Annotated in this window: 25 protein-coding genes, 1 other RNA gene and 1 pseudogene; 16 read left to right on the top strand and 11 right to left on the bottom strand. The window is 34.1% G+C overall.

Annotation, left to right across the window (positions count from 1 at the left end; all coding sequences use genetic code 11):
* From FLACOL7796_RS18660 to FLACOL7796_RS18670, 3 genes are all read left to right on the top strand, one after another.
* On the top strand, window positions 1-586 hold a 586-nt coding region (locus tag FLACOL7796_RS18660), incomplete at its 5' end, for a TMEM175 family protein (RefSeq protein WP_173972254.1).
* Between the two features lie 158 nt (window positions 587-744).
* Window positions 745-1305 (top strand): Crp/Fnr family transcriptional regulator, encoded by a 561-nt coding sequence (locus tag FLACOL7796_RS18665; protein ID WP_173972256.1) that lies wholly within the window; start codon window positions 745-747, stop codon window positions 1303-1305.
* Window positions 1306-1362: 57 nt separating this feature from the next.
* Window positions 1363-1941: an NAD(P)H-dependent oxidoreductase gene (locus FLACOL7796_RS18670; RefSeq protein WP_173972258.1), complete on the top strand. Its 579-nt coding sequence runs from the start codon at window positions 1363-1365 to the stop codon at window positions 1939-1941.
* A gap of 78 nt (window positions 1942-2019) precedes the next feature.
* Here the strand turns inward: FLACOL7796_RS18670 and FLACOL7796_RS24715 are convergent.
* The 4 genes and pseudogenes from FLACOL7796_RS24715 to FLACOL7796_RS18690 all read right to left on the bottom strand — a co-directional run bounded on the left by FLACOL7796_RS24715 (window position 2020) and on the right by FLACOL7796_RS18690 (window position 5162).
* Window positions 2020-2577, bottom strand: a pseudogene (locus FLACOL7796_RS24715) (acetate uptake transporter).
* A 118-nt stretch (window positions 2578-2695) separates the two neighbouring features.
* Entirely contained in the window at window positions 2696-3070 is a 375-nt protein-coding gene (locus tag FLACOL7796_RS18680) for a DNA polymerase III (protein WP_232067407.1), read from the bottom strand.
* 275 nt (window positions 3071-3345) lie between these two features.
* Window positions 3346-4431 (bottom strand): DNA polymerase III subunit gamma/tau, encoded by a 1086-nt coding sequence (gene dnaX, locus FLACOL7796_RS18685; RefSeq protein ID WP_173972260.1) that lies wholly within the window; start codon window positions 4429-4431, stop codon window positions 3346-3348.
* A gap of 449 nt (window positions 4432-4880) precedes the next feature.
* Complete coding sequence (locus FLACOL7796_RS18690) at window positions 4881-5162, bottom strand: hypothetical protein (RefSeq protein WP_173972262.1); 282 nt, start codon at window positions 5160-5162, stop codon at window positions 4881-4883.
* 209 nt (window positions 5163-5371) lie between these two features.
* Here FLACOL7796_RS18690 and FLACOL7796_RS18695 point away from each other — a divergent pair, with 209 nt between their 5' ends.
* The 5 genes from FLACOL7796_RS18695 (at window position 5372) to FLACOL7796_RS18715 (ending at window position 7629) form a co-directional block, all read left to right on the top strand.
* Window positions 5372-5821, top strand: a complete 450-nt coding sequence (locus FLACOL7796_RS18695) for a nuclear transport factor 2 family protein (protein WP_173972263.1) — start codon at window positions 5372-5374, stop codon at window positions 5819-5821.
* Between the two features lie 161 nt (window positions 5822-5982).
* Window positions 5983-6462: a BON domain-containing protein gene (locus tag FLACOL7796_RS18700; protein WP_173972265.1), complete on the top strand. Its 480-nt coding sequence runs from the start codon at window positions 5983-5985 to the stop codon at window positions 6460-6462.
* A gap of 7 nt (window positions 6463-6469) precedes the next feature.
* Complete coding sequence (locus FLACOL7796_RS18705) at window positions 6470-6841, top strand: LysM peptidoglycan-binding domain-containing protein (protein ID WP_173972266.1); 372 nt, start codon at window positions 6470-6472, stop codon at window positions 6839-6841.
* A 253-nt stretch (window positions 6842-7094) separates the two neighbouring features.
* On the top strand, window positions 7095-7343 hold the full coding sequence (locus FLACOL7796_RS18710) for a type II toxin-antitoxin system ParD family antitoxin (RefSeq protein WP_173972268.1): 249 nt from the start codon (window positions 7095-7097) through the stop codon (window positions 7341-7343).
* A complete protein-coding gene (locus FLACOL7796_RS18715; RefSeq protein ID WP_173972269.1) occupies window positions 7336-7629 on the top strand; it encodes a type II toxin-antitoxin system RelE/ParE family toxin in 294 nt (97 codons plus the stop codon). The genes FLACOL7796_RS18710 and FLACOL7796_RS18715 overlap by 8 nt, the downstream gene beginning before the upstream one ends.
* Window positions 7630-7673: 44 nt before the next feature.
* Here FLACOL7796_RS18715 and FLACOL7796_RS18720 read toward each other — a convergent pair whose 3' ends face one another.
* Window positions 7674-8060 carry a winged helix-turn-helix transcriptional regulator gene (locus tag FLACOL7796_RS18720; RefSeq protein WP_173972271.1) on the bottom strand — a complete coding sequence of 129 codons (387 nt, stop codon included), beginning with the start codon at window positions 8058-8060 and terminating at the stop codon, window positions 7674-7676.
* A gap of 127 nt (window positions 8061-8187) precedes the next feature.
* Here FLACOL7796_RS18720 and FLACOL7796_RS18725 point away from each other — a divergent pair, with 127 nt between their 5' ends.
* Entirely contained in the window at window positions 8188-8982 is a 795-nt protein-coding gene (locus FLACOL7796_RS18725) for an SDR family oxidoreductase (RefSeq protein WP_173972273.1), read from the top strand.
* 101 nt (window positions 8983-9083) lie between these two features.
* On the opposite strand, the gene FLACOL7796_RS18730 is transcribed toward FLACOL7796_RS18725, so the two are convergent.
* Window positions 9084-9377, bottom strand: coding sequence for an SH3 domain-containing protein (locus FLACOL7796_RS18730; RefSeq protein WP_173972275.1), 294 nt, complete (start codon window positions 9375-9377; stop codon window positions 9084-9086).
* A gap of 123 nt (window positions 9378-9500) precedes the next feature.
* Here FLACOL7796_RS18730 and rnpB point away from each other — a divergent pair.
* From rnpB to FLACOL7796_RS18745, 3 genes are all read left to right on the top strand, one after another.
* Window positions 9501-9816, top strand: an RNA gene (gene rnpB / locus FLACOL7796_RS18735) — RNase P RNA component class A.
* A gap of 31 nt (window positions 9817-9847) precedes the next feature.
* Window positions 9848-11098 carry a cation:dicarboxylate symporter family transporter gene (locus tag FLACOL7796_RS18740; RefSeq protein WP_173972277.1) on the top strand — a complete coding sequence of 417 codons (1251 nt, stop codon included), beginning with the start codon at window positions 9848-9850 and terminating at the stop codon, window positions 11096-11098.
* Window positions 11099-11297: 199 nt separating this feature from the next.
* On the top strand, window positions 11298-12215 hold the full coding sequence (locus FLACOL7796_RS18745; protein ID WP_173972279.1) for a ketopantoate reductase family protein: 918 nt from the start codon (window positions 11298-11300) through the stop codon (window positions 12213-12215).
* A 3-nt stretch (window positions 12216-12218) separates the two neighbouring features.
* Here FLACOL7796_RS18745 and FLACOL7796_RS18750 read toward each other — a convergent pair whose 3' ends face one another.
* Window positions 12219-12413, bottom strand: a complete 195-nt coding sequence (locus FLACOL7796_RS18750) for a hypothetical protein (RefSeq protein WP_055096600.1) — start codon at window positions 12411-12413, stop codon at window positions 12219-12221.
* Window positions 12414-12634: 221 nt separating this feature from the next.
* On the opposite strand from FLACOL7796_RS18750, the gene FLACOL7796_RS18755 reads away from it, so the two are divergent.
* A complete protein-coding gene (locus tag FLACOL7796_RS18755; RefSeq protein WP_173972281.1) occupies window positions 12635-13183 on the top strand; it encodes a hypothetical protein in 549 nt (182 codons plus the stop codon).
* A 29-nt stretch (window positions 13184-13212) separates the two neighbouring features.
* Here the strand turns inward: FLACOL7796_RS18755 and FLACOL7796_RS18760 are convergent, their stop codons facing one another.
* Both FLACOL7796_RS18760 and FLACOL7796_RS18765 read right to left on the bottom strand, forming a co-directional pair.
* Complete coding sequence (locus FLACOL7796_RS18760) at window positions 13213-13902, bottom strand: response regulator transcription factor (RefSeq protein ID WP_173972283.1); 690 nt, start codon at window positions 13900-13902, stop codon at window positions 13213-13215.
* A 12-nt stretch (window positions 13903-13914) separates the two neighbouring features.
* Window positions 13915-15273 carry a sensor histidine kinase gene (locus FLACOL7796_RS18765; RefSeq protein ID WP_173972285.1) on the bottom strand — a complete coding sequence of 453 codons (1359 nt, stop codon included), beginning with the start codon at window positions 15271-15273 and terminating at the stop codon, window positions 13915-13917.
* A 302-nt stretch (window positions 15274-15575) separates the two neighbouring features.
* Here FLACOL7796_RS18765 and FLACOL7796_RS24720 point away from each other — a divergent pair, with 302 nt between their 5' ends.
* Window positions 15576-15767: a hypothetical protein gene (locus FLACOL7796_RS24720; protein ID WP_232067408.1), complete on the top strand. Its 192-nt coding sequence runs from the start codon at window positions 15576-15578 to the stop codon at window positions 15765-15767.
* 195 nt (window positions 15768-15962) lie between these two features.
* Here FLACOL7796_RS24720 and FLACOL7796_RS18775 read toward each other — a convergent pair whose 3' ends face one another.
* Both FLACOL7796_RS18775 and FLACOL7796_RS18780 read right to left on the bottom strand, forming a co-directional pair.
* The gene (locus tag FLACOL7796_RS18775) at window positions 15963-16565 is read right to left on the bottom strand and encodes an RsmD family RNA methyltransferase (protein ID WP_173972287.1); all 603 of its coding nucleotides are present in this window, start codon (window positions 16563-16565) and stop codon (window positions 15963-15965) included.
* A complete protein-coding gene (locus FLACOL7796_RS18780; protein WP_173972288.1) occupies window positions 16562-17383 on the bottom strand; it encodes a DUF3822 family protein in 822 nt (273 codons plus the stop codon). The genes FLACOL7796_RS18775 and FLACOL7796_RS18780 overlap by 4 nt, the downstream gene beginning before the upstream one ends.
* A 386-nt stretch (window positions 17384-17769) precedes the next feature.
* Between FLACOL7796_RS18780 and FLACOL7796_RS18785 the strand changes: the two genes are divergently transcribed.
* Together FLACOL7796_RS18785 and ygiD are read left to right on the top strand one after the other, a co-directional pair.
* Window positions 17770-19194, top strand: a complete 1425-nt coding sequence (locus FLACOL7796_RS18785; protein WP_173972290.1) for an ATP-dependent DNA helicase — start codon at window positions 17770-17772, stop codon at window positions 19192-19194.
* A gap of 101 nt (window positions 19195-19295) precedes the next feature.
* Window positions 19296-20126 carry a 4,5-DOPA-extradiol-dioxygenase gene (gene ygiD, locus FLACOL7796_RS18790; protein WP_173972292.1) on the top strand — a complete coding sequence of 277 codons (831 nt, stop codon included), beginning with the start codon at window positions 19296-19298 and terminating at the stop codon, window positions 20124-20126.
* The last annotated feature ends 94 nt before the right edge of the window (window positions 20127-20220 follow it).

The following is a 20220-nucleotide window of genomic DNA, read 5'->3' on the forward strand; positions in this document are numbered from 1 at the left end:
AACTAGACTTGAAGCATTCAGCGATGGTGTATTAGCGATTATTATCACCATTATGATTTTAGAAATTAAAGTGCCTGAAGGACATGAATTTGCCGATTTAAAACCGCTTATTCCTAAATTTCTAAGTTATATTCTAAGTTATATTCTAAGTTTTATTTATGTTGGAATTTACTGGAACAATCATCATTATTTAATTCACGGAATGACCAAAATAAGCGGAAAAATCCTGTGGGCTAATTTGCATTTATTATTCTGGTTGTCCTTAATTCCGGTTGCAACAGGCTGGATGGGAGAGCATAATTTCGCAAAAGCTTCTATGACTCTATACGGAGTAGTATTGTTTTTATCATCTGTAGCTTATTTTATTTTACAGCGTATTATAATTGTCAACGAAGGAGAAAATTCAATATTAGCAAAAGCTATTGGCAGGGATTTAAAAGGATATACATCGTCTGTTTTATATGTTTTAGGAATCATTTTTTCGTTTTACAACGAATGGATTTCAGGTGCTGCCTATTTAATCGTAGCATTGTTATGGCTTATACCGGATAAAAGAATCGAGAGAGTTTTTGCTTCAAAAAATTAATTTGTTATTTAATTTTTGAAGTGCCATGTTTAAGCTTTAATATTTATTGAGGTGGAAGCTCGGGACGAGCGTTATATTTATAGAAAATTATGCGCGAGTGCCTTAAAAGCTCCAGAGGAGCGATATTGTATTGTTATTAGAAATAAATTTGTTTTAAAATGAAATCAGTTTTTCAGTCTATTCAGGTTTTACCTCAAAACGAATTAGATCTTCTGGACGATTTAGTTACGTTTCGAAAACTTAAAAAAGGAGAACTTTTATTGACAGAAAAGCAGGTTTGCAACGAAATCTATTTTATCAAAAAGGGGATTTTACGTTCGTACTTTTTCAATCATCAGGGAGATGAAATCACCAATTGTTTTGCATTCGAAAACGAATTTATGGCTTCATTTTCCAGTTTTATAACGCAAAATAATGCCGAAGAAAATCTTCAGGCATTAGCCGATACTGAGTTGCAAGTCCTAAGCCGTGAAAGTTTAGAAAAGCTGTATCAATTGGGAATTCATTGGCAGGAAATAGGACGTAAGTTAACTGAAATGGAATACGTAACGTTGCAAAAACGAATGATCTCTTTTCAGAAATTATCAGGAACACAGCGTTACGAAGAATTGTATCAAAACCATCAAAAATATTTGCAATTGATTCCGCTTCAATATTTAGCATCATATTTAGGTGTTACACCAAGACATTTAAGTCGTATTCGTAAGGCGGTTTTATAGGACATTTGTCCGGTAGCAATTTTCATCGGAATAGTATTTTTGTAAAAAAGAAAACACATGAAAAAAATACTGATCATCAACGGACATCCAAATGCATCCAGCTTTAATTTCGGACTTGCCGAATCGTATCTAAAAGGCGCAATTGCTTCCGGAGCACAAGTTGAAACCATAACTATTGCGGCATTAAATTTTAATCCAAATCTGCAATTTGGTTATCAAAAACGAACCGAGTTAGAACCGGATTTACTGGAAGCCTGGGAGAAAATTAAAAAAGCAGAACATTTGGTTTGGATTCATCCCGTTTGGTGGGGAGGTTTGCCGGCCATCACAAAAGGGTTTATTGATCGTTTGTTTCTGCCCGGAATGGCATTTCAATACAGAGAAAATTCAGTTTGGTGGGATAAATTGCTAAAAGGAAAAACTGCCCATATCATTACTACACTAGATCAGCCAGGCTGGTACTACAGATTATTTTTTGGAAGACCAAGTGTCAATCAATTAAAAAAATCTACTTTGGAATTCTGCGGAGTAAAACCTGTAAAAGTCACTTATATCGGAATTATAAAAACGGCCAATGATTTTCAAAGAGAAAAATGGCTTCAAAAAGTCTATGATTTCGGATTAAGAAATAAATAAAAAAAAATTGCCACAAATTTCACGAATTCAAGTTTATATAATTGGCGGAATTTGTGGCAAAAAATAACAAAGACTATTTTAATAAGGCAACACTTTCTTGCCTTTTACTTCTTCTAGTAATTCGGCCATAGCCAGATAAAAAGCACTGCTGCCGCAAATAATACCAATGGCTCCTGCAAAAGTAGCAACAGATTCAATTCCTGTCCATTTTTCCAGCGCTAACAAGAAAAATAAAACAGTCAGAGAAAGAAAAACAAATTGCTGAACTTTACTTGCGCCCCAGGTTCCGTACCACATAAAGGCGGTAAAAATTCCCCAAATAGCCAAATAAACTCCTAGAAAAGAGTTAGGTGTAGCTCCTGCTAATGCGTTTCCGGTATCGGGCAACATCCATATCCCCACCAGTGTTATCTAGAAAAATCCATAAGAAGTAAATGCCGTTGCAGCAAAAATATTCGATCTCTTAAAAGCAATAATTCCGGCGATTATCTGAGCAATTCCTTCATAAAAAATTCCCATTGATATAATTACAGCACTTACGGGAAAAAATCCCATATTGTGAATGTTTAATAAAATTGTAGTCATTCCAAAACCTAGAAGACCTAACGGTGCAGAGTTTGCTAATTGCTTTTTCAATTTTTAAAGATTTAAAATATAATCTGTTAAAAATATATAAAAAATACTACAAAAATAAAAAGTAAAGCAAAAAAATATATTTAGAATTTCTAGTTATACTAACAATTTGAAGTGCATATTACGCATTTAAATCCAGTCCAAATGTCGTACGCAAAAGATCAATGTTTGGATTAATCTCAAGTAAGCGATTGTAGCGATCCTGATCGTTAAGACTACGTTTAATCTCGATAGTTTCGTTTACATTCACTTCAATGGTAATGTCGTGGTTGTGCAAATGACCTTTTAGATGTCCTAAAAGACCGTGAATCTGTCCTTCAAAATCTAATTTAGAACCCTCGTTAGGTAATTCAAAAGTAATTACTGTTCCGTTTAAGGTAGGATCATTAATTAATAATAACGATTGCATGATTTTGTGGCCTTTGTCACCCAAACGTTGCGCATATTTATTCCATTGCACTAACATTTCAGTTTCTGTAAAATCTTCTGTAGGCATTACAGAGGTAGGTTTTACATACGACTGACTAGCTGCTTCCAGTTCTTTTTTCTTGCGAATACTAGACAGAGAAAAGGCAGAGATTTTAGGTTCGTTGCTAACTTCAGCTTGTGGAGTTACCGGAGTTTGAGCGACAGGTTGCGCCTGGCTCTGACTATTAACATTGCTATTTTGCTCCGCGTTTGGAGTTTGGGATTTTAAACCTGGATTTTCTGTTTGAGGTTTTGAAACTTCAACTATAGAATAGCCACTGTTTTTGTAATAAGTAGGGGGAATTATGAATTGCTCAACTTTTTTTTTTCTCCATCAAAGCTGATAGAGGCCAATTGCATTAAACATAATTCAACCAAAAGGCGTTGGTTCTGACTCAATTTATACTTTAAATCGCAATCATTTGCAAGATCAATTCCTTTTAGTAAAAATTCCTGCGAACATTTTTGGGCTTGTATGCCATACATTTGTTGCGCCTGTTCACCTACCTCAAGCAAAGCGATTGTAGCGGGAGTTTTGCTTACCAATAAATCTCTGAAATGCGAAGCCAGACCAGCAATAAAATGATGCCCGTCAAAACCTTTGGCCAGAATATCATTGTAAGCTAATAAAAGGTCCGGGATTTTATTTTCTAAAAGTAAATCAGTAATACTAATGTAGGTCTCGTAATCTAAAACGTTTAGGTTTTCAGTTACAGCCTGACGTGTTAAGTTATTTCCGCAGTACGAAACCACACGGTCAAAAATAGATAAAGCGTCACGCATTGCACCATCAGCTTTTTGAGCAATAATGTGCAAAGCATCGTCTTCAAAATCGATTCCCTGACTTTTCGCAACTTCTGCCAAATGTTCTTTAGCATCTTTTACGGTAATTCTTTTGAAATCAAAAATCTGACAACGAGATAAAATCGTTGGAATAATCTTGTGTTTCTCTGTTGTTGCTAAAATAAAAATAGCATGCTTTGGCGGCTCTTCTAACGTTTTCAAAAAAGCATTAAAAGCTGCCGAAGACAACATATGAACCTCGTCAATAATATAGACTTTGTATTGTCCGGTTTGTGGCGGGATTCGAACCTGATCAATAAGGTTACGAATATCATCAACCGAGTTGTTTGAAGCCGCATCTAACTCAAAAACGTTAAAAGCGAAATCTTCGTTAGGATCATCATATCCTGGCTGATTTATTTTACGAGCCAAAATACGCGCACAAGTTGTTTTACCAACTCCACGTGGTCCTGTAAATAAAAGGGCAGAAGCAAGGTGATTGCTATCAATAGCATTCAACAAAGTGTTGGTAATAGCTTTTTGTCCTACAACATCCTTAAACGTCTGTGGGCGATACTTACGAGCCGATACTACAAATTGTTCCATATTCTTTTTATTCGATAGCAAATATAGGCTGAAAATTGCCAATTCACAAATCTGAAAATCATAAAATATTAGAAGGATTTTGATTGTTTTGAATGTGAGCGAGTAACAGTTTTAAATTAATATTTTTAAATAAGTGCTTGCAGAAATTGAATGCTGATAAAACGGATCCACTAAAGCGAAAACGCAGATTTAGTCGGATTTTTTTCTTGATACTTGTCTTTCTGAGCGGAGTCGAAGGATCGTGATCCTTGTTGCCAATCAAAGTCTTCGCGAGGAACGAAGTAATTTTGTGATATCAAAAAATGTTATCAGGATTATAATTTTTATAAAGCATTGAGGAGAGTTTTTATAAATTATTTTGTGATGATATTTTCAAGTAAAGAAAAAAATATTATTTGTTGATAAGATAAGAAATTAATGAAAAACCGCTCTTAGTAGAGCGGATTTTTCTAAAGTGTGATATTGTCATCTAACCATTTTTTGATATTAGCATGACTTCGAGTAGTACCAGGAAGTTTATCACGCAAAGCATCTTCCAATTTGTGTAATGCTGATAACGATGTCGAGTTCTTCGATGTCAGATATCGATTAAGAAAAGGTAAAACTTCATAACCTTCATGTCTATCAAGAAGTGTGCTGTCTGGAATTCCAGTAATTTTTGCATTGTCATTTTCTGCAGCTGCAGTCCAAGAATAAATGAGTTTTAAATCACTTTTTTTAAAATTTGCCATATTTAGTGGTTTTTAAATTAATAATAACTAAAGATATTTTGATAGTAAAAAAGAATTTTACGGTAATCCATAATTTAGAAATAAATTAGTTTTTTGTTGCAAACTAAGTTTTAGTTTAATTTCATATTTTTATATTTAATTGAATTTTATAAATTACAATGTTATATGCTTAGCTGCTAAAACCATCTCATTCTAAAACCAATTTTTCCATGAAAAAACGCCTTTTACTAATTACAATTGTATTTTGTTCTTTGCAGATTCAGGCTCAAACAGCGCAAGATACGATTGACATCAAACGTGTTGCTTTGGCTTATATTGAATCGCAACATACCCCGAATCCGAAATTGATGGAAAGTGCTCTGCATCCCCGATTGGTAAAAAGATCCGTTTTTAGAAGTAAGGCTGCTCAAAAAGATTATATATCAGAATATTTCGCAGAGAATATGGTCATTCTTGCTGAGACATATAATGTAAAAGGCGATAAGTTTCCTAAAAATCCAAGAAAGGAAATCAAGCTTTTGGATATTTCAGAAAGAACAGCTTCTGTAAAATTACTAGCTGATGCTTGGATAGATTATATGCACATTGTAAAAACAAACGGCGAATGGAAAATTATAAATGTGCTTTGGCAATATAATGATGTCAAACAGCACGAATAGTTAATAAAATTTAAAAGTTCTGGATCTTAAAATTCAGGACTTTTTTGTTTTGTTAATATTAAGAAATGGTAATAATATAAAAATTGTAGGATTATTTTGTAATATGTTGCTGATTTATTCGTTAACTTTAGATGTTTAATCAACTAAAAAAAATATCTATTATGAAAATTAAATCTATTTTATTAGGGATGGGTCTTGCTGTTTCCTTAGTGGCCTGTGGTCCAAAAGATGCAGATATTCAAAAAGACATTAACGCACAAATTAGCGCACTTCCGGGTGTAGAAGTTTCTGTAGTAAAAGGTGTTGCTACAATTTCAGGTACTTGCAACGATGAAACAGTAAAACAAAATGCTGAGAATATTGTAAAAGGAGTAAAAGGAGTGAAAACTGTAGTAAACAATTGCGAAATTCCGGCTCCTGAACCTGTAGCTACTGCTGCTCCGGTTGAAATTAATGCTGATGGTGTTTTGACTACTTCGGTAAATGAAGTCGTAAAAACCTATAGCGGTGTTACTGCCACAGTAAAAGATGGTGTAGTAACGCTTACGGGAGATATCAAAAGAGCGCAATTGCCAAATTTGATAAAAAGTGTACAAGAATTAAAACCTAAAAAGGTAGAAAATAAGTTAACTATTAAATAAGGAAGTCATGAGTGTAAAAGATAAATACAAAGAGTTAACAGATTTAGCTACGAATTTAGGTATAGCAAATTTGCAGGTAAGAGAACAAGATAATGTATTATATGTTGATGGTCAGGCCAAATCAGCAGAAGATAAAGAGAAATTGTGGAGTGCTTACGGAAAAATTGATCCTGATTTTAGATCAGCCGATGTAGTCATGAATATTGAAGTGGCTGAAGGAGCAACAACAGAATATACTGTAAAAGGTGGTGATTCATTGTCTAAAATAGGAAAAGCTCATGGTGTTTCATGGGAAGCAATTTTTGAAGCCAATCGAGATATCATTAAAAATCCTGACCTGATTCAGCCAGGATGGAAATTGAAAATACCAACAGCATAAATTATTTATAAGCTGTTATAGAAAGTCCATCGTAAATGATGGACTTTTTTATTTGTATCGAAATAGCACGCGGATGACACGGATTCGCTAAAGTGAAAACACGGATTGATACGGATTTTTTACTTTTATGAGGAATGAAATATTTGTTGTTGCCAAATTAACTACACAAGTAAAAACAAAAAAGAAGTTAAAATAAATTAGAATTTCGAAATGTTACCAAAAATGGGTAACTTTGAGTTAAATTATAAATGTTATGGGACGAAATACTTCAATATCGCTAGGAAATCATTTTGAAAACTTCATAGAAAATAGTCTTTCTGAAGGAAGGTTTAAAAACGCTAGTGAAGTGGTTAGAGCCGGATTACGACTTTTGGAAGAAGAAGAAAATAAATTAATTATTTTAAAAAAAGCCGTTCAGGACGGAATTGATAGCGGACGTGCTGAAAATTTCGATGCTAAGAAACATCTTGAAAGCTTAAAAGCAAAGCGAAAAAATGGCTAAGTATCATTTAACGAACAAAGCAGTTGAAGATTTGACTAATATTTGGGATTATACGTATGATGAATGGTCAGAAAATCAGGCAGATAAATATTATAATTTACTTTTGAGTTCTTGTCAGGAAATTGCCGAAAATCCAAATCTAGGCAAAAAATATGATAATGTAACAGAGAAATTATTAGGTTTTAAATCGAATCAACATATAATTTTTTATCAGATTATTTCAAACACTGAAGTTGAAATTATTAGAATTCTTCATGGAAGAATGGATTTGAAAAGTAAATTTTAAAGTTTTACAACTTGCGCAATTAGAAAAAGAATAAAAATCCGTTTTTAATCCGCGTTTTTGCAAAGAAAATCCGTGTCATCCGCGTGCTTTAAGATCGCTTTTCTTAAACGGTCTTCGTTTGCATCGCCCCAGTTTCCTAAGGCTGAAATTATAGGGATTAATGTTTTGCCAAAATCGGTGAGACTGTATTCGACTTTTGGGGGCATTTGGGCGTAGATAATTTTTGAGACGAGTTCGTGTTGCTCGAGTTCTTTTAGCTGAATATTTAAAACCCTTCTGGAAGCATCAGGAATTTTTCGTTGCAGTTCGCTTGGCCGCTGAAAGCCTTCGTTGATGAACCATAACAAACGGATTTTCCATTTGCCATACAGCACTTCGCCGATAAGGTCGAGGCCACAATTTAAGTTCAAAGGAATTTTTCTTTCATACATAAATACAAATTTAACCTAATGTTCTAAACTGTACAATAGGGGAAAAATTTATCCGTATGCAATTCGATTTTCCGTAATTGTGAGAACCGGTCGTACTGCCGAAATTTGCCTTTATAAAACTGAACAAATGGAAACAGAATTTAATTTTAATGAGGAGTTATCGGGCAAAGTTGCTTTGGTAACGGGTGGTACAAAAGGAACGGGTAAAGCAATTGCAGAACGATTATTGCAGGCTGGCGCAAAAGTGATTATCACGGCGAGAAACAAACCTGAGTTTGAAAATAACGAAATGCATTTTATTTCGGCAGATTTAAGTACTTCAACAGGGACTTTGAAAGTTATTGAAGAGGTAAGAAGTACGTTTGGGAAACTGGATATCTTGATCAATAATCTGGGGAGTTCAGAAACTCCGGGTGGTGGTTTTGAGGTTTTGAATGATGAAGATTGGGAAAAAACATTTCAGGCGAATTTGTTTGCTCCGGTACGATTAGATCGTGGTTTTTTACCAGATATGATCCAACAAAAGTCGGGCGTAATTATTCATATTGCTTCGATTCAGGGAAAATTACCTTTGCATGATTCGACTTTGCCTTATGCAGCGGCAAAAGCAGGATTGATTAATTATAGTAAAAGTTTATCTAATGAAGTTGCGCCAAAAGGGGTTCGCGTACTTACGGTTTCGCCAGGATGGATCATGACAACATCGGCCCAAAGAATGATGGAAAGAATTGCTGAAAGCTCAAACGGTACGATCGAAGAAGCAACGCAAAGTGTTATGAATGCTTTGGGCGGAATTCCTTTTGGCCGACCTGCAAATCCTGAAGAAGTAGCCGAATTGGTTGGTTTTCTGGTTTCGCCAAGAGCTAATTATTTAACCGGAACTGAGTTTGTAATTGATGGCGGAACAATCCCTACGATTTAAAAATTTAATATAGAAAACGGGAAGATTGAAAGTTTGAAAATAATGGGCTGATATTTATGTCGCTGAGTGAAAAATAGCTTTTGCACTCAGCGACTTATTATTTACCTTCCTTTAATGCTTAAATCAAATAAAAACTTTGCGGTTTCCTGATCTGAGTCGGCTGAGAAGCCAGATACATAAACGCCTTTTTTGCCTGATGTTGATTTAATTCCGTATACAACTGCCTCATCGCCTGGGTCCGAATCCCCTTCGTATCGATACACATGTACAATTTCAAATTTTTCAGGATTTTTTTTAATCAGGTCCGAGTTTAGATTAAAATCACAAGTAAATCCTTTTTCATGTAATTGATCCAGAGCTTTTGAAACAGTTGCGTAGTGATACATTCTAATCATGATATTGAATTTTAAAATTATGGATTTTAAAGATAACTATTTTAAAATTAAAATGTTATGATAATAAGGCTAAAATCTAAAATTTAAAATGATTATTGTTAGTAGATAAAACGCTACTTTTGCACCGCAGACCGCCTTATCGTCGCTCAATTCGTTGGGGGGAGGAAAGTCCGGACACCACAGAGAAGCATAGCGGGTAACGCCCGTCGGTGTTAGAAATAACGCAAGGACAAGTGCAGCAGAAAGTATGTACAGGTAATGCTGTAGTGAAACCAGGTAAACTCTATGCGGTGAAATACCAAGTATATCAGCATTTAAGGGCTTCTCGTCCGTTGTTGAAGGGTAGGTAGCTTGAGTCCAACAGTAATGTTGGATCTAGATAAATGATAAGGCTCTGATTTATCAGAGACAGAATCCGGCTTATAGGTCTGCATTTTTTATATATTTGTGATACTCTCTAATCTATTTTCATGAATATAACCACTCCACAATGTTCTAATAAACCAAAGAAAAGTACCTTTTTTATCATTGTTACCAATCTTACTTTTTGGGTTTTAATTGCTATTATTGCCGGTATTTTGCTCGGACATTTTTCGCCGGAAAATGGCGTGAAGATGGAAATTCTGGGTGCTAAATTTATCGCTCTAATTAAACTTTTTATTGCTCCGATTATCTTTTTGACGATTGTTTTGGGTATTTCCGGAATGGGAAATCTCAAAAAAGTAGGCCGAATTGGGATTAAAGCACTGGGATATTTTGAGGTTGTTTCGACTGTTGCTTTGGCGATTGGAGTAGCTATTGCTTATTTATTTAAGCCCGGAAAAATTGATAAATCAGGTTTGACTTTGGGCGACGCAAGTCAATATACAAATGGTGCCGCCAAAGATTTTTCGTGGCTGGAGTTTTTCTTTTCGAATTTTACATTACAAGTTTTATTGGCGGCGATTGTTTGCGGAATCGCGCTGAATTTTTATAAAAAAAGAGAACAAACGATTCTGGTTCTGGAACGCTTCTCGAAAGTGGTTTTTTTGGGATTGAAATATGTGATGTATCTCGCCCCAATTGGTGCATTTGGCGGAATGGCTTATACTATTGGTAAGTTTGGATTGGGAACTTTAATTCCGTTAGGAAAATTAATGTTGTGTGTTTATCTGACCATGGCGTTGTTTGTATTTCTTATTTTAGGAAGCATTTTGAGATATTATAAAATTAGTATTCTTTCGATTTTAAAATATATAAAAGAAGAACTTCTGCTGGTTTTGGGAACTTCATCTTCTGAGGCCGCTCTGCCAAGTATTATGGTAAAGCTGGAGCAAATGGGATGTAGTAAATCGGTTGTGGGGTTGGTGATTCCTACAGGTTATTCTTTTAATTTGGATGGAACTTCGATTTATTTGTCGATGTCGGTGATATTTCTGGCGCAATTGTACGATGTTCATTTGAGTTTTTTCGAAATTCTGAGTGTAATCGGAATCCTGATGATTACTTCAAAAGGTGCGGCAGGCGTTACCGGAAGCGGATTTATAGTTCTGGCTTCGACTTTGACGGCTTTGCATAAAATTCCGGTCGAAGGTTTGGCTTTTTTACTGGGAGTGGATAAATTTATGAGCGAAGCGCGAGCGATAACCAATTTGATAGGAAATACGGTGGCAACGATTGTAATTTCTAAAAGTGAACGAGATTTTACCGAGCTTAATTTAGATCCTGTTTTAGAGGAGTAACGTTGCTTTTTTTTGTGTAGAATGGCACGCGGATGATACTGATTCGCTTTCGCGAAAGCGCGGATTTACAAGATTTTCATCTAATTTTGGGTTTCTCTCTAGTGTGGTTGCTTCGTTCCTCGCAAGGACAATACGATATTATTACATTACTTTTAATTCGCGCTGATTCGTGTAATTAGTGGCAAAAAAAAACTTAAATATGAAAAGAATTGGAATTTTAGGACTTGGAGGAGTAGGTGGTTATTTTGGTGGACTTTTAGCGAAAGCGTATTACAAATCTGATGATGTCGAGTTGATTTTTATTGCGCGTGGTGAAACCAAAAAGGTAATTGCTGAAAGTGGATTGAAGATTATTACTGATGATTCAGAAACTATTGTACATCCCAATTTGGTGTCTAATGATCCGGCTGAAATTGGCGAATTAGATTATTTAATTTGTGCTACAAAAACGTATGATATCGAAGAAAGTTTGCTTTCGTTACAAAAGTGTATTATGCTAAAAACGACAATTTTGCCTTTGTATAATGGTGTTGATGCACCGGAACGCATTCAGAAGATCTTTCCTGAAAATGAGGTTTTGCAAGGTTGCGTTTATATTATTTCGATGATTTTTTCGCCTGGAACAATCCGAAAGATTGGTTTTTACGAAAAGTTGTTTTTTGGTTCTAAAACGGCTTCGGCTACAAAGTTGAATGAATTGCAGGAGATTTTTCAAAAGGCTAAAATCGAAAGTTATCTGGTAGATAATATTGAGGAAACCGTTTGGGAGAAATTCATATTTATTTCGGCATTGGCATCGGTAACTTCTTATTTGAACCAGAATATTGGCGAGATTTTAAATGATCCGAAAGCTAAGGAAATTTATGTAGAATTGCTGAAAGAAATCGAATTGGTAGCCAAAGCAAAAGGGTTGAAATTACCTGACGATATTGTAAATCAGACTATCTTAAAACTAGAGAAATCGCCTAAAGAAGCGACTTCATCTATGCACAGAGATTATTTGGCGGGTAATAAAATAGAAGCAACTTCGCTTACAAAATTTGTTGTAGAAGAAGGTTTGAAATATGGCGTAAAAACTCCTCTGTATGAAAAAATAAGTAATGTATTGTTGTCTTAAAAATTAGGCTTCGTCTTTTGTGGCACGAACTAAACTAATTCCGGACATAAAAAATACAATACCTAGTATACCGTAAATAATTAACGATTTAATATCTCTTGTTTCGCCTGAAGTACCTGCAAATATAACCGCAGTGTAAATCAATCCTACTATTCCGAGGATGGTAAGTAACCCTCCGAAAAATCTTTTTAGGTTCATGATGTTTTGATTTAAAGTTTTCATTACAAATGTATTACGCAGTTTGCAGGTGGCGTTATACAATTGATTCTAAAACTTATATCATTTACAGTAAAAGATAAATTTGTATGTTAAGGGCAGATATTTTTTGTAAGAAAAAAAATCATTTTTTTGATTGGTTTGTATTGTTTTAATATTATTTTTGACGCAATCAATAAAAAAAATAAATGATAATTAAATCAATGAAAATAAACTACCTGTTCTTAATTTTATCCTTCCTTTTTATTAATGCTGTTCAGGCTCAGGATAATGCTCCGGTTTCTGTCGAGAAAAATCAGTTTAAGGTAAATATGTTGTTTCCCGGCTTTGTTTATGAGCATGGTTTTGATGCGAAAAATACACTTTATTCTGAGGCAAGCTTAGGTATTGGCTATCGTTATAGCAGTTATTATGATGAATCAAGTTGGTATATTCTTCCTACGATTAATGAACAGTTTCGTCATTATTATAATTTAGAAAAAAGAGCGAGTAAAGGAAAAAGAACCGCTCGTAATTCAGGTAATTTTGTAGCTGCATCTGTTTATTATAACTTTAAATCATTAAATACCAACGAGAAATACGGAAACTATGATCCTTCTTTTACGCTAGCTGCACTTTGGGGCTTTCAACGAACTTACAAAGGCAGATTCAATCTTGAGGTGCATTTAGGTCCCGGAGTAAATTTTGATAAATATGACACTGAATTTGTACCCGTTAGTAGCTTTACTTTAGGCTGGGTTATAGGAAAATAATAAAAAATATAGTAGAAAACCTTGAGCAATCAAGGTTTTTCTATTTTAAATTCCAATCCAATATTTCGAGTGCTTTCGATTCTGATTTTTGGATCTGAATTAAAATATTTTCTAAGCCTGCTGATAAAAACATCCATGCTTCGGCCGGAGAAATAATCATCTTTTTTCCAAACAGACATTAAAATTTGGTCCCTCTTTAATAATTGATTATTGTTCAGATATAAATACTCAATAAGAGAAGCTTCCATTTCTGTGAGCTGCTGTACATGATTTTTATTGTTTAAAGTCAGCCTTTCATTATCAAAAATATAAGAGCCAATTTCAATTATATTATTTCCTTCAAGAGTTCTTTTTTGTTCGATTCTTTTTAGAATATTCTGCAAACGCAGAACGAGTTCGTCGACTTCAAAAGGTTTTATGATATAATCGTCTGCACCAAGTTTTAGTCCGATGATTTTGTCTTCTTTTAACTTTCTGGCAGTTAGAAAAATAAATGGAATCTCAGGGTTGATAGTAATTATTTTTTCGGCCAATGAAAACCCGTCCAGTTTTGGCATCATGACATCAAACACACAAATATCAAAAGTTTGGTTTTTAAAATAGTCTAAAGCTATTTCTCCGTTTTCTGCCCAGATTACTTCAAATTGATGTAATTCTAAGTATTTCTTTAAAATTCCGGCAAAATCAAAATCGTCTTCAGCTAAAAGTAGTCTTTTCAAAATAAGGTAATATTAAACTTTTAGTAAAATAGTAAACTGAGTTCCTTTTCCTAAATCGCTCACAACGCTCACTGAGCCCTGATGTGCTTTTATAATCTGATCGACATAATACAAGCCTAAACCTAAGCCTTTTGTATTATGAAGATTTCCTTGTTCTACGCGATAGAATTTTTCAAATAGAAGCGATTGTTTGTTCTTTTCAATTCCAATTCCATCATCTTCAACACTAATCGAAAATTGATTTTGAATCAGATTAGTTTTTATTGTAATCGTATTTGAACCATATTTTACCGCATTCTCCAAAACATTTAAAAGTGCTGTAGTCAGATAAAATTTATCCAGAATAAGATGGGTTTTCTGTGTCTTAAAATGAGTTTTAATATTGATTGCAGGATATGTAATCTTAAAATCATTAACGATCGTTAACAGAAAATCTTCCGTTTCTATTTTTTCTTTTTGCAATTCGATTCCGTTTTCAGCCAGAGAATTGGCCATAACCTGATCGATCAAACTTTGCAAACGATTGTTCTGGCGCGAAATGGTATTGACGATCGCATTAAAATTTTCGTCATTATCACGAATATCTTTTCGTTCTAATATTTTGGTCGAAATCCCCAAAGTTGTCAATGGCGTTTTGAGTTCGTGCGTAATATTATTGATAAAATCGGTCTTGATGTCGTTTACTTTTTTCTGTTTGATTAAAGCTTTTATTGCGATAACAAAAAGCGTAATTAGGGTCAATATTGAAAGCAGGGACAGAATTAAAACAAACGTCATTCTTCCTAAAATAATCATTTCCCAATCGATTACAGACACGTACATGGAATCTTCGGTCAGTAACTTGTAATTTTTATTTTCGAAAGTTCCGCTGGAAGTTCCAACATAACTTCGAACTAAAAAAGCATGGTTTAAAGAAGCCAGATTGCCGTATAATTTGTTTTGGATAAAAGGTTTTTCAGAGAAAATAGTATCGGCTTTTTTGGCGCTTTGGTACAATATAAATTTGTTGAGTACAATCGCAAAATCGATTTTCAGATTGGGTAAATCTCTCTTGAATTTACGCTGAATCTTTTGGGTTAAAACATCATTGTATTCATTTTCTAGGATATAAGTTTTAACGTCCGCTTTGTTGTTTTTTCCCTGAAGATAATTTTCGGATAATTGTTTGTACAACGCCTCTTTTTTAGCAACAAGAACCGAATCGATATCACTATAATTATTGGATATTTTAGCGATTTCATTTTTAATTTCAGTGTGAAACTGCGCCACTTTATAATCGTAAGTCGTTTTTACCAAATAGCATTGCACCGTTGATAATACGATCAAAGCCACGACAGAAAAAGCGATTAATAAATTGATTCTTTGTTTCATGTTTGTTTTTGTTATGGGCCGCGGGTGACACGGATCTAAATGTTTTACACAGATTTTTATTTAAGATTCAAGTTCGATTTTTACAGATTTATAAAATAATAAACCCGTGTCAATCTATTGCGTCCGACAAATCCGTGGGCCATTTTCCCAATTCAAAAATAATGTTTTTGCAACATAATAAACGTATTAACTCCGCATTAACCTTCAATTAACCTACGGAACCTTTTTTTAGAAGCACTTTTGCAGGATTCCAATTTTAAATCCAACCAAAAATGAACCCTTATTTGCCCTTTAAAATTTTCATGATTTTGTTTTTTTTCCTGCTTTCTTTATTCGGATACGCACAAAATGAAACGCCAAAAGATAGTATTTTGAACACATTAAAAGAGGTTGTTGTTGCTCAGAACAAAAAAACGTTTACCAATACAAACGGAAATATAAAAGTTGATGTAGCCAATTCTATTTACAATTCAATTCCGAATACGGTTGATTGATTGTCTAAATTGCCAACCGTTCAGGTGAGTTCTGATAAGGAAAGTATTTCGGTTGTTGGTCGCGGAAATCCTTTAATCTGTGGCTTTAATTTAAAAACTTAATTTAGAAACTAAATTATTGCAAAATGGAGCGAAATCGAGCTATTATAAAATCTCAATTTCGCTCCATTTGAGCTTATTATATTCAAACGAAAATTAACCTTCGTCGTCTTCTGTTGCTTTATTTAATTTGATGGTTAATTCTTCTTCATCATCAGTTGAGTTTAATTCGAAGAAACTAAAAAACGAACCTCCGTAACTTTTCTGAAAAGAGAAATTACTTAAATGTTCCATTTTGGTGTACTTAGAATGTTCGATTATCATCATTCCGTCTTCGTTTAATAATTCTCTTTCGAAAACCGTTAAAACAATTTTTTCAAAAGCCGTCTGATCTAATCCGTATGGAGGATCAGCAAAAATGATATCGTACGAAGTTTTGCAATTGTCTAAAAATTTATACACATCACTTTTTGTGGCAGCGATATCAAAATCATATTCTGATGCTACTTGTTTTACGAATTTTACGCATCCAAAATCACCATCAACAGAGGTAATAGGAGCGCTTCCGCGTGAAGCGAATTCATAACTAATGTTTCCTGTTCCCGCAAATAAGTCTAAAACCTTTAAGCCGTCAAAACTAAAATGATTGTTCAAAACATTAAATAATGCTTCTTTACTCATGTCAGTCGTAGGTCTTACAGGAAGGTTTTTTGGCGGAAAAATGCGTCGTCCTTTGTATTTTCCTGAAATGATTCTCATGATTGAAATAAAATATAATGTTTTTGATTTTGTGCAGTTGAGTAGCTGTTTTTTTGCTGTAATGTGCTTACATCCAAAAATGAAATATGACGAATGTATTTGTATGCAATCGCATAAAACGGATCGTTTTGATTTATGGTGCCTAATAATTCAAGTTGAAAACTTTCCGGGTTTAAACTCAATTGTTCGGCTGTAAAAAGAATGTAATAAAGGAAATCTTCCGGAGTCTGATATTCGAACGAATTGAATAACAACAACTTTTGATTTTGAACAACAATAACTTCAAAATGGGTTGGATTAAAATTAATCACCATTTTTTTCTCGTCGTTGTTCTTTGAGCTTTCAAGGATTTTTTCGACCAAAATACTATTGACATGTTTGTAATCGAAAGAACCAACTGTATCAATTAGAAAATTATTGATGTTGACATACGGAATGTAAACGGAATTCATTTCGTAATTCGAAATTTTATCGAAAGTAAAAAAATCAGTTTCAAAAACTTTGGTGGTGTATTGTAAATAACTCCCCAAATAATTTTCGTCGAATAAAGGAGCCGGAACAAAAGTCGAAAGATTATTGTTGTGAATCACTAAGATTTCGTCATAAGTTTCTTTTAATTCGGGATGATTTTTGAAAGCAGCGCTGTATAATTCTTCAATTTTTGATGTTTTTTGCGTAGTATCAAAATTGACTTCATTAAAGGCTGTAATGGTATTATTTAAAGTATCAAAACAACAAAATGAAAATCCATTCAACGAAACCTGAATAGAAAGCTTTTTGTAATTTTTTGAAGTGATGTTAGTATTTTGCAATGACATATTGATTTACAATTCGTTACCTGTTTTACAAGAAAGAATTTAAGGCGATTACAAACTTACAAATTAAAAAGGAACTATTATAATTGCAATTTCGAAAAACAATTTTAATTGAATTTTAAAGTACGGTTAAATTTTGTTTACCATATAAGTGATATAAGTTCATATTAATTGAGCGCAATAAATACAAAACTTAAATTACTTACATTACTTATATGGTGAAAGAACGTTAGTATTGATGTTTTAGAGTTAGTCTTTAGTTATGGATTATTACATAAAAGCTTTTGTATTGATTCCAGAATAATATGAACTTATATCACTTATATCGTGAAAAAGATTAATTGACATTGCCATTTAAAAGCCCGTACTTTGTAGTTCAATTTTTCCCTATGAATTCATCACTTTTTTACGGCGTTTTACAAAAACGATTTCCTTTTGCGCCCACTTATAAACAGGATATTTTTTTTCAAAAAATCGCTATTTTCTTAACAGATACGCATAACGATACGATTTTTGTCCTGAAAGGATATGCCGGAACAGGAAAAACTACCGTGATCTCGACCATCGTAAACAATCTGGGAGACATTAATAAAAAGTTTGTTTTGCTGGCGCCAACAGGTCGTGCGGCAAAAGTAATCGCGAATTATTCGAATACACCCGCGTTTACGATTCACAAAAAAATCTATTTTCCTAAAAAATCTGCTGGCGGAGGCGTGGCTTTTACCAAGCAATTAAACAAACATAAAAACACCATTTTTATCGTCGATGAGGCTTCGATGATTTCAGACAGCAATTCTGATTCGAAATTGTACGATAACGGATCGCTTCTCGATGATTTGATTTCGTATGTATATTCCGGAACCAATTGCAAAATGATTCTTTTAGGAGATACGGCCCAGTTGCCTCCGGTAAATTTAGATATAAGTCCGGCGCTTGATGTGCAGACTCTTGCCGTGCATTATGACAAAGAAATCGAACATATCGAACTGGACGAAGTAATGCGTCAGGAAGAAAGTTCTGGGATTTTGTATAATGCGACAGAATTACGGGAATTACTGAAAGACAGTTTTATTACCGAATTTAAATTTGATGTAAAAAGGTTTAAAGATATTGTTCGTCTAACAGATGGTTATGATATTCAGGATGCTATCAACTCGGCTTACAGTAATTATAGTATTGAAGATACGGCATTTATTGTTCGTTCGAATAAACGTGCGAATCAATATAATGAACAAATCAGAACCCGAATTTTATTTAAAGAAAGCGAACTTTCGGTTGGGGATTTCCTGATGGTGGTAAAGAATAATTACTTCTGGCTAAAAGAAACCGATGAAGCGGGATTTATTGCCAACGGAGATATTATCGAGGTTTTAGAATTGTTCGGAATCAAAGAATTATACGGATTTAATTTTGCAAGAGTAAAAATCAGAATGGTCGATTATCCGGATCAGAAACCTTTTGAAACGGTATTGTTATTAGATACCATCAAAAGTGAATCTCCGTCTTTAACGTACGAAGAATCAAATCGTTTGTATGAAGAGGTGATGAAAGATTATGAAAATGAAGGTACTAAATTCAAGAAGTTCCAAAAAGTAAAAGAGAACGAATATTTTAACGGATTGCAAGTAAAATTCTCTTACGCCATAACCTGCCACAAATCGCAGGGTGGACAATGGGATACTGTTTTTATAGAACAGCCATACTTACCAAATGGAATCGATCGCGATTACATCAGGTGGTTGTATACCGCTATGACACGTGCCAAAAATAAATTATATTTGATAGGATTTAAAGACGAGAGTTTTGAGGAATAAAAAGGTTAGCCACAGATTTAAATGATTCTCACAGATTTTGAATATTTTGAAAAAATCTTTTTTAATCCTTTTAATCTGTGGCAAAAGAAAACATTTTTACAATGACAACACTAAACGATTTACATTCGATTTCGTCTACGTTTTCGAATACAGATAAAATGCCGGTTTTGTTTTTAGGACACGGCAGCCCGATGAATGCCATTGAAGAAAATCAGTTTGTGGCTGGTTTTCGTAATCTGGCAAAAACATTACCGCAACCCAATGCGATTTTGTGTATTTCGGCGCATTGGTTTACCAACGGAACCAAAGTGACTTCGATGCAAATGCCAAGAACTATTCATGATTTTGGTGGTTTTCCGCAAGCGCTGTTTGATGTGCAATATCCTGCGAAAGGAAGTCCGGAATTAGCTTTAGAAACCAAGAGAATTTTAGATCCCGTTCACGTAGATTTAGACGAACATTGGGGTTTAGATCATGGCGCCTGGAGCGTAATTAAACATTTATATCCTGAGGCGAATGTTCCGGTGATTCAGTTGAGTATTGATTATACAAAATCGGGTCAGTATCATTTTGAGTTGGCTCAGAAATTACAATCCTTACGCCATAAAGGCGTTTTAATTATCGGAAGCGGAAATATCGTTCACAATCTTCGTCTGGTTGATTTCAGGAATTTTGATAAAGACAATTACGGTTACGATTGGGCAATTGAAGCGCGCGAAACGATCAATAATTATTTATTAGACGAGAATTTTCAGCCTTTAATTGATTTCGAAAAAATGAACAAAGCGATTCAATTGGCGATTCCGACTCCGGATCATTATTTGCCTTTGTTGTATACTTTAGGTTTAAAAGAAAAATCAGAAGAACTGAGTTTGTTTAATGATAAGTTGTTAGCGGGTTCTTTGAGTATGACATCTGTAAAAATTATGTAGATATTTTACCGCAAAGCACGCAAAGATTTTTTGTTCGGGATTACGCTTATAAAACGCAAAGTTCGCAAAGCTATATTGATAAAGCTTTGCGAAC

The organism is Flavobacterium bizetiae (genome assembly GCF_902804475.1).
GTDB classification, from domain to species: Bacteria; Bacteroidota; Bacteroidia; order Flavobacteriales; family Flavobacteriaceae; genus Flavobacterium; species Flavobacterium bizetiae.

Coding starts and splice junctions, on each gene's coding strand:
- FLACOL7796_RS18665 (WP_173972256.1), top strand. CDS start 745: ATGAAATCAGTTTTTCAGTCTATTCAGGTTTTACCTCAAAACGAATTA.
- FLACOL7796_RS18670 (WP_173972258.1), top strand. CDS start 1,363: ATGAAAAAAATACTGATCATCAACGGACATCCAAATGCATCCAGCTTT.
- FLACOL7796_RS18680 (WP_232067407.1), bottom strand. CDS start 3,070: ATGCCTACAGAAGATTTTACAGAAACTGAAATGTTAGTGCAATGGAAT.
- dnaX (WP_173972260.1), bottom strand. CDS start 4,431: ATGGAACAATTTGTAGTATCGGCTCGTAAGTATCGCCCACAGACGTTT.
- FLACOL7796_RS18690 (WP_173972262.1), bottom strand. CDS start 5,162: ATGGCAAATTTTAAAAAAAGTGATTTAAAACTCATTTATTCTTGGACT.
- FLACOL7796_RS18695 (WP_173972263.1), top strand. CDS start 5,372: ATGAAAAAACGCCTTTTACTAATTACAATTGTATTTTGTTCTTTGCAG.
- FLACOL7796_RS18700 (WP_173972265.1), top strand. CDS start 5,983: ATGAAAATTAAATCTATTTTATTAGGGATGGGTCTTGCTGTTTCCTTA.
- FLACOL7796_RS18705 (WP_173972266.1), top strand. CDS start 6,470: ATGAGTGTAAAAGATAAATACAAAGAGTTAACAGATTTAGCTACGAAT.
- FLACOL7796_RS18710 (WP_173972268.1), top strand. CDS start 7,095: ATGGGACGAAATACTTCAATATCGCTAGGAAATCATTTTGAAAACTTC.
- FLACOL7796_RS18715 (WP_173972269.1), top strand. CDS start 7,336: ATGGCTAAGTATCATTTAACGAACAAAGCAGTTGAAGATTTGACTAAT.
- FLACOL7796_RS18720 (WP_173972271.1), bottom strand. CDS start 8,060: ATGTATGAAAGAAAAATTCCTTTGAACTTAAATTGTGGCCTCGACCTT.
- FLACOL7796_RS18725 (WP_173972273.1), top strand. CDS start 8,188: ATGGAAACAGAATTTAATTTTAATGAGGAGTTATCGGGCAAAGTTGCT.
- FLACOL7796_RS18730 (WP_173972275.1), bottom strand. CDS start 9,377: ATGATTAGAATGTATCACTACGCAACTGTTTCAAAAGCTCTGGATCAA.
- FLACOL7796_RS18740 (WP_173972277.1), top strand. CDS start 9,848: ATGAATATAACCACTCCACAATGTTCTAATAAACCAAAGAAAAGTACC.
- FLACOL7796_RS18745 (WP_173972279.1), top strand. CDS start 11,298: ATGAAAAGAATTGGAATTTTAGGACTTGGAGGAGTAGGTGGTTATTTT.
- FLACOL7796_RS18750 (WP_055096600.1), bottom strand. CDS start 12,413: ATGAACCTAAAAAGATTTTTCGGAGGGTTACTTACCATCCTCGGAATA.
- FLACOL7796_RS18755 (WP_173972281.1), top strand. CDS start 12,635: ATGAAAATAAACTACCTGTTCTTAATTTTATCCTTCCTTTTTATTAAT.
- FLACOL7796_RS18765 (WP_173972285.1), bottom strand. CDS start 15,273: ATGAAACAAAGAATCAATTTATTAATCGCTTTTTCTGTCGTGGCTTTG.
- FLACOL7796_RS24720 (WP_232067408.1), top strand. CDS start 15,576: ATGATTTTGTTTTTTTTCCTGCTTTCTTTATTCGGATACGCACAAAAT.
- FLACOL7796_RS18775 (WP_173972287.1), bottom strand. CDS start 16,565: ATGAGAATCATTTCAGGAAAATACAAAGGACGACGCATTTTTCCGCCA.
- FLACOL7796_RS18780 (WP_173972288.1), bottom strand. CDS start 17,383: ATGTCATTGCAAAATACTAACATCACTTCAAAAAATTACAAAAAGCTT.
- FLACOL7796_RS18785 (WP_173972290.1), top strand. CDS start 17,770: ATGAATTCATCACTTTTTTACGGCGTTTTACAAAAACGATTTCCTTTT.
- ygiD (WP_173972292.1), top strand. CDS start 19,296: ATGACAACACTAAACGATTTACATTCGATTTCGTCTACGTTTTCGAAT.